The following is a 12944-nucleotide window of genomic DNA, read 5'->3' on the forward strand; positions in this document are numbered from 1 at the left end:
AAGGAAGCGCAGTAATGACCCGCAGTAGTGGGCCCACGTGGCAGAAATTCCCGGCCGAAACCTTGCAGCGCCTCTTCGACGCCGTGGCTGTCGACGATATCGTCGATGCACATGTCGCCCTGCCCGAGCCCATCGTGCTGGGCTGCCCGGATGAGTCGATTCGGCAGTGTTACGCCGTATGCCTGCAATTCTGGGAAGACGGCTTCATGCGTGAGGACGCGCTGCGCCTGGTTGAAAAGCTGCTGCGCAACGAGGGTCTCAGCGCCGACGAACGCCTTGAATTCAAGGACATCCGCGCGCGCTACAAGCATCTGCGTTTCGCGCAGCGTCTGTACAGCAAGCAACATCGCTCGAACCGCGTCTTCGACCTGACCACACGCGTCCTCGGCAAATTGCAGGATGCTTTTCGCAGCGGCCGGCGCAGCGGCATTGTCCGCAGCGGTCTGCAATTGCGCATTCTCTTGTCGAAGCCGGTCTGGTCGATGGTCAGGCGCGCGATGCAGAACACGCAGCTGGACAACGAAGCGGGCTTCGTTGCGTTCCAGCAGGCGGAAATGCGTAACCTGAAAAAAGCCGTGTCGCGTACCGCCTTCGCCGGCCGTCAGTTCCATGCAGTGAGAAAAATCGTAAGCATGCAGGTGTCGTTCTACGACACGTTGCGCTCGCTCGGTCCGAACGACCACGCGTACCGCATGTCGCGGTTCCTCGCGGCGATCAACGGCCTGATGGGATCCCGTCACGACGAGATGGTCGCCGAGGCCCTGTCGGGCCGGCGGCACTACGAAACGCCGGCGCCCCTGGCCAGCGAGACGCGCTCGCGCCTCGAAACGCTGATCGCGCACTTCCCCGCCTAAACGGCACCCGGTTTCTTGGCTTCTCGGCTCCTTGTGGGAGCCGCTTCAGCGGCGATAGGGTGCTCGCGACTAGCTGGCCCGCTGCCGCGGGATCGCCGATGAATCGGCTCCCACAGGATCCTCAGCGCGGCGATTTGGGATCGCGCACGGACGCGGGCTCCCAGCCACCGCCAAGCGCCATGATCAGGTTCACGCTCGCGTCGAGACGGCGCAGGCGCAGCTGCATGTCACCACGCACGCCGTCGAGCGCCGCGTTGGCGGACTCCACAACGGCGGGATAGTCGGCGACGCCTTGCTTGTACTGGTTGCGCGTGACGCGATCCGACTCGGTCGCGGCCTTGGCGGCTCTGGCCTGCAGCTCGGCGTGCGCCGCCAGCGTGCTGGTCACCACCAGGCCGTCTTCCACTTCGCGGAACGCGTCGAGCACGGTCTGCCGGTAGTTCGCGACGGCCTCGTTGAAGGCTTCGTCGGCGTTCGTGACCTGGCCGGTCAGACGGCCGCCCGTGAACAAGGGCGCGCGAATATCCGCCGTGCCGGTGGGACCCTTCAGGATGCCGATGCCGGCGGCCAGATTGATCGACGGCAAGGTCTCGGCCTTGGCGACGCCAATGCGCGCGCTGGCGGCCGCCATACGGCGCTCGCTCGCGGCGACATCCGGGCGGCGCTCCAGGAGGCTGGCCGGCACACCGGTGGGCACGTCGGGGATATTCGCGATGAACGCGGCGGGGGCGATGGCGAAGTCCGCCGGCGCCTTGCCGAGCATGACCGCGATCGCGTGTTCCAGCTGGGCACGGGCCGCCTTCGTATCCGCCAGCTGGAGCTGTGCCGCGCTGGCTTTCATGGTCGCGTCGGCCACGTTCGCGCTGGAGGCCTGGCCCTGCGCGTACTGGTTGCCGACCATCCGGTGCCACTGTTCGTTGGCGTCCGCGGACTGCTGCAGGAGGTCGATGACGGCATCGTCCTGGCGCAGCGCGAAATAGCTCTGCACGAGCTGCGCCTGCATCGACAACGTGGCGGCGGCAAGGTCGTCCCTGCTCGCCTCCGCGATGGCGCGATGGGATTCCACGTCGCGGCGAATCCGGCCCCACAGGTCGAGTTCCCAGCTGACACCGATACCGATGTCGTTTTCATTCTTGCGGCCGGACTTGAGCGTACCGCCCGTGACCGACGGCAGCGACGCGCCATGGGCCACCTCGATCAGCGCTTGGGCCTGGCGCACGCGTGCAGCGGCGGCGGCCAGCGACTGGTTGCTCACCGCCACCTGCGAGACCAGCGAATTGAGGGTGGGGTCGCCGTAGATTTCCCACCACTTGCCGGCGATCACGGATTCCGCGTGCGGGGCCTTCTGCGCGCTGGCTTCCTTGAAGGCGGCGGGCACGGGGGCCGCGGGGCGCACGTAATTCGGGCCGACCTCGGTGCAGGCGGCGACAGCCATCACGGCGCCCGCGACAAGCAGTGCGCGCAGGGCGTGTGCAGGAAGGCGCGCGCTCACTTCAGCGCTCCATTGCGGCCTGCCGACCAACCGGCGTCCCCTCGGGCCCTGAAACTCTGCGTCCATCTGCTTGCCCACCTGCTGAATCTGTCGAGATAAAGGTACACAACCGGGGTCGTGTAAAGCGTCAACAACTGGCTGACTACCAGGCCACCACCCATGGCGATACCGAGCGGGGCGTGCATTTCCGAGCCGTTGCCCCGGGAGATCGCCAGCGGCACCGCCGCCACCATGACCGCCAGCGAGGTCATCAGGATCGGACGGAAACGCAGGCGGCATGCCTCCTGGATCGCCTCGGCCGGCGTCAATCCGGAACCGCGCTGCGCGGCGAGCGCAAAGTCCACCATCATGATCGCGTTCTTCATCACGATGCCGATGAGGGCGAAAATACCGATCAATGCAATGACGTCCAGATCGGTCCGGAAGACGATGAGCGCGAACACCGCGCCGACCGCCGCGGAAGGCAGGGTCGAAAGAATCGTCAGCGGGTGGAAGCAGCTCTCGTAGAGGATGCCCAGGACGATGAACAGCGTGAGGAACGCACCGAGGATCAATGCCGGCTCACTCGACGCCACCTGTCGGGCGGCACCCGCCGAACCGGCGAACGTGCTGCGCACCGAGGTCGGCATGGCCGTGCGATCCACCGCGCGCTGAATGGCCTGGGTCGCCTGTGACAGGGAGACACCCGGTGCCCTGTCGAACGAAATCGTCGCCGACAGCGACTGGCCGTAATGGGAGATACCGAGCGGCGTATTGAACTGCCGTACGTGACCCAGCATCAGCAAGGGCACGTCGCTCTTGCCCGAGCCCGGCACCTGGATCAGGTTGAAGGCCTCCGGCGACTGCGCCTGCTCCGGGGCCACGCCCATCAACACGGGGATCTGGTCCGACGGCGAGAAGATCGTTGCGGCGCGCCGTCCCGCGAAGGCATCGCGCAGCACACCATCGACGCGGGCGTAACTGATGCCATATTGGGCGGCGGTGTCCCGATCCACGTCCAGCGAGGTCGCCAGCGCCGTGCCGCCGTTGTCGCTGTGCACGTTGCTGATCTGCGGAATCGTGGTCATGGCCTGGGCGATGCGTGGCGCCCACGCGCGCAGCAGTTCCGGGGAGTCCGCCTGGATCGTGTATTCGTTCGAGGCCCGGCTGCGGCGTCCGCCGACGCGAATGTTCTGGACGGAGGTCACCGTGAACGTGCCGCCCGACAAACGGGCCAGCTTGGCGTTCAGTCGCGCTGCCACCTCGTCGGCGCTGGCGTCCCGCTTCGAAAGCGGCTTCAGGGTGGCGAACAGCGAACCCGAATCGTGCTCGGCATAGCCAGCGACGCTCTGAATGGCAGGATCGGCGCGCACCACATCGAGGAACACGGCGAGCTTCGCCTTGGCCACCGGGAAGGAGGCGCTGCCGTCGGTGTCGAAGTCGCCCGTGAGTTCGCCGGTATCCTGGCGTGGGAAGAAGCCCTTGGGCACCACGACGTACAGGACCACGCTCAGGCACAACACCGCGAGCAGGGACAACATGGTCAGCGGCGCACGGCGCAGGGCGACGACGAGGCTCTTGTCGTAGGCCCTCTGCAGCCTGGCGAAGGCGCGCTCGCTCCACTCGAACACGCGGCCATGTGCGTGACGGGTGCTTTCCGGCTTCAGCCACAACGCACACACCATCGGCACGAAGGTCAGCGAGACCACCAGGGAGATCACGATCACCACGGCCAGTGTGACGGCGAACTCGCGCACGAACAGGCCGACATAGCCGCCCATCAGCAGCAAGGGAATGAATACCGCGATCAGCACGGCGCTCATGGACAGCACGGTGAGGCCGACCTCGCCCGCACCGACGCGTGCCGCTTCGCGCGGCGGCATGCCGTCCTCGATGTGGCGGGCGATGTTCTCCACCACCACCACGGCGTCGTCCACGGTGAAGCCCACCGCGATGGTCAGCGCCATCAGGGACAGGATGTCGAGGCTGTACCCGAGCAGGTACATCACCGTCATCGCGCCCAGCAGCGAAATCGGTGCCACGGCGCTGGCGATCAACGCCGCGCGCACGTCGCGCAGGAACAGCAACATCACCACGACGACCAGCACCACCGCCAGGGCCAGCGTGTGCTCGGCACCGCTCAGCGAACCGCGCACCGAGGTCGCGCGATCGACGATGACGCTGACCTTCATATCGCCGGGCAAGGACGCCTGCAGCGCCGGAAGCCGTCGCGTGATGCCGTCGATCACTTCGATGATATTGGCGCCGGCCTTGTGCCGGACCAGCGCCAGCACGGCCGGTTCGCCATTGGCGAGCGCCGCGTTGTCGGGTTCGCGCACGGTATTGACGACACGGGCGATATCGCCCAGCGAAACGGCGGTGCCGTCACGCCCGGCAACCACGAGCGAGCGGAACGCATCGGCGGTAGCGAGCTGGCCGTTCGTGGCTACCTGCAGGTAACGGTCACCGACCTCCAACGCGCCGGATGCCTGGTTCGAGACCGCCGCAGCCACGGCGTGACGCAGCTGTTCGAAGCCCACCCCGCGCTGGTTCATCGCGATCGGATCCAGGTCGATGCGGATCGCCGGCACGGAACTGCCGACGAGCTCCACGTCACCCACGCCGTCCACCTGCGCCAGCATCTGGCTGAAGGTCGTCGAGGCCACGGCATACATCTGGCCCGGGCTCGCATCGCGCGAGGTCAGGCTGAGCACAAGCACCGGGGCGTCGGCCGAACTCACCGCGCGATACGTCGGGCTGCCCGGCATGTCGGATGGCAAATCACCGCGAGCGGCATTGATCGCTGCCTGCACGTCGCGGGTGGCGCCCACCACGTTGCGGGAAAAATCGAAGCTGAGGCGGATGTCCGTCGAGCCACTGGTGCTGACCGAGGTCATTTCGGTCACGCCGGCGATGCGCCCCAGCGCCCGTTCGAGCGGGGTCGCGACGGCCGAGACCATCGTCGCCGGACTCGCCCCGGGCAGGCTGGCGGAGACCTTGATGGTCGGCACGTCCACCTCGGGCAGCGAGGCGATGGGCAGGAGCCGCCACGCCAGCGCGCCGGCGATCACCAGCCCGAGGCACAGCAGCGACGTCGCCACCGGCCGGTCGATGAAGAGCCTGGAGATGTTCATGCCCGCCGACTCACGCCCGCAGCCCGCGACGCTGCAGCACGCGCTCGAAGGCCAGGTAGATCACCGGCGTGGTGAACAGCGTCAGCAACTGGCTCACCAGCAGGCCCCAGAAGATGCCCACGCCGAGCGGATGGCGCAGCTCCGCACCCATGCCGCCGCCCAGCATCAACGGCAAGGCGCCGAGCATGGCGGCCAGCGTGGTCATGATGATCGGACGGAAGCGCAGCATGCAGGCCTGCACGATGGCATCGCGCGGCGCCAGCCCCTGCTGCCGCTGCGCGTCGATCGCGAAGTCGATCAGCATGATGGCGTTCTTCTGCACGATGCCGATCAGCAGGATCACACCGATGAGCGAGATCACGTCAAGCTCGAACCCGCCGATCATCAGCGCCAGCAAGGCGCCGATGCCCGCCGACGGCAGTGTCGACAGGATCGTCAACGGATGGATGTAGCTCTCGTAGAGCACGCCCAGCACGATGTAGACCGTCATCAGCGTGGCGAGGATCAGCCATGGCTGACCATCGCGCGAGGCCTGGAAAGCCTGCGAGGAACCCTGCCAACGCATCTGCATGCTGGCCGGCATCTTCAGCTCGCGCCATGCCTTGTCCACGGATTGAATGGCCGCGTCCAGCGCAACGCCGCGCGCGACGTTGAACGACACGGTGGCAGCGGGCAGCTGGTCGATACGGGTGACCACCAGCGGCCCCGTGCGCTCGCTGATCTGGGCGATCGACGAGAGCGGAATCAACGTGGACGACGGATCGCTCGCATCCGCACCGGTCACGCCGGCGCCAGCCTGCGGGGCGAGATAAACCCCACTCATCGCGCCCGCGGTACCGTCGGCGTTGGGAGCGGCTTCAAGGATCACGCGACGCTGGCTGGCGAGGGTCAGCAAGGTGCTCACCTGGCGCTGGCCAAACGCGTTATACAGCGCGTCACCCACGGCGGCCGACGAGATGCCGTAGCGGCTCGCCAGGTCGTGATCGACCTGGACGAAGGCCTCCAGGCCCTTGTCGTGCTGGTCGCTGGTCACACCCGACAACTTGCGGATGTTCTGCAGCGGACCGACGATGCGCGGCAGCCACTGGGACAACAGCGCGGGGTCCGAATTCTCGACCGAGAACTGATACTGCCCCGGGCTGACGCGATCGTCGATCGTCAGGTCGGGCACGGGCTGCATGTACAGCGTGATGCCTTCGATCTTGCTGGCGGCATCCGAGAGCCGCTGCATGACCTTGGGTACGCGGCTGCGCTTGCTCAGCGGCTTGAGATGAATGAGCAGGCGGCCACTGTTGAGCGACAACGCGCCATCACCGACACCGATGAAGGATGCCACGCTCTCCACCGCGGGATCCTTCAGGATCTCGGCGGTCAAGGCTTGCTGACGCTTGGCCATCGCGGCGAAGGACACCGTCGGCGAAGCCACGGAAATGCCCTGGATGTCGCCGGAATCCTGCGTCGGGAACAAGCCGCGCGGAATCACTACATACAACACGACGGCGAGCGCGGCCATGCCGGCGACTGTCACCAGGGTAGCGGTCTGGCGTGCGAGCACCCATTCCAGTCCGCGCGCGTACTTCGCCAACACGGTGTCGTGCCATTCCCTGCCCTTGCGGGCGAGGCGGCTCTGCTGGGATACCTCGGGCGTACGCCGGAGCATGCGGGCGCACATCATCGGCGTGAGTGTCAGCGACACCACGCAGGAAATCAGGATCGCCACCGCGAGGGTGATCGCAAACTCGCGGAACAGACGTCCGACCAGCCCGCCCATGAACAACAACGGGATCAACACCGCCAGCAGCGACAGGGTCAAGGACACGACGGTGAAGGCGATCTGCCGCGAGCCCTTCAGTGCCGCCGCGAACGGATCCTCACCGGCCTCCACGTACCGGGCGATGTTCTCGATCATCACGATCGCATCGTCGACCATGAAGCCGGTCGCCACGATGAGCGCCATCAGTGTCAGGTTGTTGATCGAGAACCCGGCCAGGTACATGACCGCGAACGTTCCGATCAGCGAGAGCGGGACCACCACGCCGGGGATCACCGTGGCGGCGCCACTGCCCAGGAACAGGAAGATCACCATCACCACGAGGACGATCGCGAAGATCAGTTCGAGCTGGGTGTCGCGCACGGCGGCGCGTACGGTCTGGGTACGGTCGGTCAGTGTCGCGACATCGACCGCGGCGGGTAGCGTCGTCTTCAGCTGGGGCAGCAGGTCACGGATGCGATCGACCACTTCCACCACGTTGGCGCCGGGCTGGCGGCGGATCGACAGGACGATCGCCGGATCCTGGCCCGACCATGCGGCCAGCCGCGCGTTTTCCGCGCCATCGGCCACCTTGGCCACGTCACCCAGCCGGACGACCGCGCCATCGCGATGTCCGACGGTGAGGCGTTCGAACTCGGCGGCCGTATCGATGGGATTGCTGATCGCGATATTCGACGAGCGCACCGGCCCTTCGAGGCTGCCCTTGGCCTGGTTCGAATTGGCATCGTGGATGGCGCCACGCAGGTCGTCCAGGGTCATCCCCTGCGAACGGAGCCTTGCCGGATCGGCCTGCACCACGATCGCCGGCTGCTGACCGCCCTCGAGGCTGACCAGGCCCACGCCCGTCACCTGCGAAAGCTTGGGCACCAGGCGCGTATCGGCCAGCTCACGGAGCACTCGTAGCGACAGGGTCGGCGAGGTCAGGGCCAGGGTCATCACCGGCGCATCGGCCGGGTTCACCTTGCGATAGATGGGCGGCTGCGAGATGTCCGGCGGCAGCAGGGGTGCCGCGCCGTTGATTGCGGCCTGTACTTCCTGTTCCGCGACGTCCAGCGGCAGTTCGAGGTTGAACCGCAACGTGATCGTCGACGCGCCGGCGGCACTCGTCGACGACATCTGGCTCAGACCGGGCATCTGACCCATCTGCCGCTCGAGCGGTGCCGTGACCGTCGATGCGACGACCTGGGGGCCCGCGCCGGGATAGGCGGTGACGACCTCGATGGTCGGGAAGTCGACTTCCGGCAGCGCCGAGAGCGGCAGGAACCGGTACGCGAACAGGCCGACCAGCAGGATCGCGATGGCCAGCAGCGAGGTCGCAACCGGCCTCAGGATGAACAGGCGGGACGGGTTCACGGGTTATGGCATTCCGGAGCGCTCGTAACGGACGCCGGTGCAGGCGTGGCACTCGCCGTGGCGGTGACCGATGTACCGGAACGGAGCCTGTCCGCTCCCTCGACGACGACCTTGGCACCGGCAGCGATGCCGGAGGCGATGACCGCCGTACTCGTGTCGCCCGGGCCGAGCTTGACGGGCACCACAGCCGCGGTCTTGTCGTCGTTGATCACATAGACGAAGGGACCCTGGGCCCCCTGCTGAACCGCTGCAGCCGGGACCAGGATGGCCTGCGGCAACACCTGGACAGGCAGCTTGGCCGTGACGAACTGGTTGGGCAGCAAGGCGTTGTCCGTATTGGCGAACTCGGCTTCGAACTTCACGGTGCCCGTCGCCGGGTCCACCTCGTTGTTCGCCGCGCGCAGGCGCCCGCTGGCCAGCACCTCGTCGGGGCTGTCGCCATAGGCGTCGACGGGAATGCACGTGCCCGCATTCAGACCCTGCAGGACGCGCGGCACCACGTTTACCGGCACCGAGAAGACCACCTTGCTCGGCTGGGACTGCGTCACCACCACGATGCCGCGCGAATCGGAGGGACCGACCAGGTTGCCCGGATCCACCCGGCGCAGGCCCACCATGCCCGCGATGGGCGAGGTGATCCGCGCGTTGGCCACCTGCAGGTTGGCCGTACCGATACGGCCCTGCTCCGATTTCACTTCGGCGGCGTACTGCGCCACCAGCGACTTCTGGTCGGCCAGACGCTGCGCTGAGATGGAATCCTGCGTGGCCAGCACCTCGAAATGCTTGAGCGTCTCCTGCGCGTTGGACAGCTTCGCCTGGCTCGCGGCCAGGTCGCCGGTAGCCAGCTGGAGCTGTGCCTGGGACGCGCGCGGATCGATCTCGGCCAGCACGTCGCCCTGCTTGACCATCTGGCCGCCACTGAAGGCGATGCTCTTGAGCACACCGTCCACCTGGCTGCGCACCAGCACGCTATTGGAGGGTGTCACGGTGCCCGGCTGCGACCGGTAGACGACGAAACCGCCCTGGCGCGCGGTGGCAACGACCACCGGCACGCTCTGGTCGGCGTCCGCCCCACCCTTCTTCGAACAGGCAACACCGGCGATCGCGACGACGCCAAGCAGGATCGGCCCTAGCCGAGAGAATGACGTGCTCATCAGAGCTCCTTCTCGTACACGCGATAGCGCTTGTAGTCTCGGCCGCCGATCGCTTCGATGATGTTACGCATGCCGTCGTTGTTCTCGAGGATCCACGACAGCTCCACTTCCTTCACGCCACGCGCGACGAGGTGATGACGCACGGCGTCGATGACCAGGAAGGCCAGGCCCGGGCCCAGCGGCGTGTTGTGGAACATCTTGCGCACGCCCATCAGCGGCACGCGTGACGACGTCGGGAACTTGACCTTCAGGCCCCACAGCAGCTTCGCCCAGTTGAACGGCAGCAGCGAGCCGTTGAAGTCCTTGATCACTTCGTTGACGTTGGGCAACGCGACGATGAACGCCGCCGGCACACCATCCACTTCGGCGATCTGGATCAGTTCCGAGGCGATCAGCACCTTGAGCGTGTGGCCCAGGTCCTTGAACTCCGCTTCGGTGAAGGGCACGAAGCCCCAGTTGTCCGACCAGGCATCGTTGAAGATGTCGCGCAGCGTGGCGAGCTCTTCATCGAACCGCTTGTTGTCCAGCGGACGTACCCGGATGCTCTGCTTGGACTTGCCGAGCAGGCGCTTCATCACCTTGGGTGCGGGGAAGTCCGGCTCGACGACATAGGCGAGCACGTCCTTGGCCTTGTGGTAGCCGGCCTGGTCCACACGCGCACCGTAATACGGCTTGGTGTGGCCCATCATGAAATAAGGCGAGGTATCGAAGCCGTCCACCAGCAGGCCGACCTCGTCGTTGATCGACAGGCTGAGCGGGCCGCGCACGCGCTTCATGCCCTCGCTGCGCAGCCAGTCCTCTGCCGCCTTGGTCAGCGCGTCGAAGGTCTCCTGGTTGTCCTCGGCGTCCAGCATGCCGAAGAAGCCGGCGTCATCCGCATGGATCTCCAGGTGCAGGGAGTCGATCTGGGCACTGATCCGGCCGACCGGCTTGTCGCCGCGGTAGGCGATCCAGGCCTTCCAGCGGGCGTGCTCGAACCACGGGTTGGTCTTGGCGCCAAGGTGCAGGCGGCGTTCGAGCGTCAGCGGCGGGATCCACGCGGGGTCGGAACCCAGGAAGGTCGCGGGCAGCTTGATGAAGCGATCCAGGTCCGCCTTGCTGTCAAGCGGGACAATGCGCAGCGAAGCGGGTGTGCTCACTAGTGAATTCCGGTTATCAAACAGGATAAAGCCCGCGCCAGGTGGACACGGCTACTCCATCGTCGTCAGGCTGAAAAGCCATTGACGAATTTTCTGAATGACATTTTAGGCCTGCCGGCGGCCATTTGAATACCCTGCGACGGCGTCACAGAAGCCTTGCGACCGGGGCATAGGTGCCCCACGTGCCTCGCGGCGCCCCATTCGCCCCGAACTGGCCGCATGAACAGGCAGGATCGTCCCGGATCGGGACCCGCCACGGTCTTGTACCAAATCAGCGACAGTTGCACGTGCGTGATCGATCGCCGCCGATTTTCCCCATTATCAGACCGCACGACTGCTTTCCTTTTCCTTTCAAAAAGACCGTGAAATACGCACAACAGATCTGCATTTTTCGCCTCTTCATTTTCTTTTCTCACGGCCGAAAACGACCCATCCCATGTCGCAAGGCCGAACCTCGATGTTCCAGCTTTCCAGCCTCACCATTCGCGCCAAACTGATCGCCGGGCTATCCGCTTGTTCACTGCTCATGCTCGGCATCGGGCTGATCGGCGCACACGGCGAACGCAACATCAACATCAATACACTCGACATCTATCAGGGCGACCTGATTCCAATCCTGCACATCACCGACGCACGGCAAAGCGTTCACGCCGACGAAACCGCCCTCGACGAGATGCTGTTGAAGCGCATCCCCTCCGCGGTCGATGCCGCACGTGCACGGATCGAGGGCGACAAATCGTCCGCCGATGCGGCCTGGGCCGCCTACTACCCGATGATCTCGTCGGACGTCGAACGAGAAGCCGCCGACGCCGTCGTCGGCCTCCGTCGAAAACTCGATGACCTGAATCGACAGGCCCTCACGGCCGCCACCAAGGGGGACTTCGATCCCGCGCATTCGGTGGCCAGTGCGGACTACGTCGCCACACTGAAGAGCTTCAGTGAACGGATTGGCATCCTTTACGCCGAAAACCTGGGCCAGGCGCGCGACTCGTATGAAAGCTCGCAGGTGGCGTACCGCAGGACCCTCATCGTCTCGGCCATCGCGATCGTCGCGGGGCTTCTCATTGCCCTGCTCCTCCTCGTCGGCTTGATACGCGCCGTGGCGACACCGATCAGGCAGGCCGCCGCCCTCGCCGACGCCATCGCTTCCGGTGAACTCAATCACGTGGTGAACGTGACGCGCCACGATGAGGTCGGCCATCTGCTGCTCGCCCTGGGACGAATGGACGAGCAGCTCACCGGTATCGTCCGTGAGGTACGTCGCGGCGCACAGACGGTCGACGGCGCAGCGCGCCAACTCGCCCAGGGCAACGACGACTTGTCGGGCCGTGCGCAGGAGCAAGCATCATCCCTGGAGGAAACGGCCGCTGCCATGGAGGAGATGACGACCTCGGTCCAACAGAACGCGACGCACGCCAGGGATGCGGCCTCGCTAGCGGCGTCCGCGCTGGAAAGCGCCCATGCCGGGCAGGAAGTCACCCGCGAGGCGGCCCTCGCCATGCATGCGGTCGAGGCATCGAGTCATCGTGTCGTCGATGTCATCAGCCTCATCGACGAGCTCGCATTTCAGACCAACCTTCTTGCCTTGAACGCGGCTGTCGAAGCGGCGCGGGCAGGATCGGAAGGCCGCGGCTTCGCGGTCGTCGCAGCGGAGGTCCGGCGGCTGGCGCAGCGTTCCGCCGCATCGGCGAAGGAGATCCGTGTGCTCATTTCCGATGTGAGCGACAAGGTCACCCACGGCAGCTCGCTGGTCGGCCTGTCGGCGAGCGCGCTGCAGGATCTCGTCGAGCAGGTACGTCGTACGGGCGTGCTCGTCGACGAGATTGCCACCGCCAGCACCGAGCAATCCGCAGGCATCGAACAGGTGGACGGCACGGTCGCGCTGCTCGACGAAGCCACGCAGCATACGGCGGCACTGGTCGAGGAAGCCGCCGCGTCGAGCCGCTCGCTCCAGGAGCAGGCCGCCGAGCTGCTTGCACGAGTCGACTTCTTCCGGATTCGGGGACCCGTCGGGGATTGAGCCAGTGCATTTCTGTGGGAGCCGGCTGCCGCAAGCACCCATTCGCCG

General features: G+C 66.0%; 7 protein-coding genes. 2 read left to right on the top strand and 5 right to left on the bottom strand.

Features of this window, described 5'->3' with window-relative positions:
• Positions 1–14: 14 nt before the first annotated feature.
• Complete coding sequence (locus tag AC1DYM_RS10080; protein ID WP_477337872.1) at positions 15–854, top strand: hypothetical protein; 840 nt, start codon at positions 15–17, stop codon at positions 852–854.
• Between the two features lie 121 nt (positions 855–975).
• Here the strand turns inward: AC1DYM_RS10080 and AC1DYM_RS10085 are convergent, their stop codons facing one another.
• From AC1DYM_RS10085 to AC1DYM_RS10105, 5 genes are read right to left on the bottom strand one after another with little or no spacing between them, the layout of a single operon-like run.
• A complete protein-coding gene (locus AC1DYM_RS10085) occupies positions 976–2346 on the bottom strand; it encodes an efflux transporter outer membrane subunit (protein ID WP_477337874.1) in 1371 nt (456 codons plus the stop codon).
• On the bottom strand, positions 2343–5459 hold the full coding sequence (locus AC1DYM_RS10090; RefSeq protein ID WP_477337876.1) for an efflux RND transporter permease subunit: 3117 nt from the start codon (positions 5457–5459) through the stop codon (positions 2343–2345). Before AC1DYM_RS10090 ends, AC1DYM_RS10085 begins: the two co-directional genes overlap by 4 nt.
• A 10-nt stretch (positions 5460–5469) precedes the next feature.
• The gene (locus AC1DYM_RS10095) at positions 5470–8583 is read right to left on the bottom strand and encodes an efflux RND transporter permease subunit (protein ID WP_477337878.1); all 3114 of its coding nucleotides are present in this window, start codon (positions 8581–8583) and stop codon (positions 5470–5472) included.
• A complete protein-coding gene (locus tag AC1DYM_RS10100; protein WP_477337880.1) occupies positions 8580–9737 on the bottom strand; it encodes an efflux RND transporter periplasmic adaptor subunit in 1158 nt (385 codons plus the stop codon). The genes AC1DYM_RS10095 and AC1DYM_RS10100 overlap by 4 nt, the downstream gene beginning before the upstream one ends.
• Positions 9737–10876, bottom strand: a complete 1140-nt coding sequence (locus AC1DYM_RS10105) for a hypothetical protein (protein WP_211258485.1) — start codon at positions 10874–10876, stop codon at positions 9737–9739. The genes AC1DYM_RS10100 and AC1DYM_RS10105 overlap by 1 nt, the downstream gene beginning before the upstream one ends.
• A 436-nt stretch (positions 10877–11312) precedes the next feature.
• On the opposite strand from AC1DYM_RS10105, the gene AC1DYM_RS10110 reads away from it, so the two are divergent.
• On the top strand, positions 11313–12896 hold the full coding sequence (locus AC1DYM_RS10110) for a methyl-accepting chemotaxis protein (protein WP_477337882.1): 1584 nt from the start codon (positions 11313–11315) through the stop codon (positions 12894–12896).
• The last annotated feature ends 48 nt before the right edge of the window (positions 12897–12944 follow it).

It is taken from the genome of Luteibacter sp. P1_D3 (genome assembly GCF_056406135.1).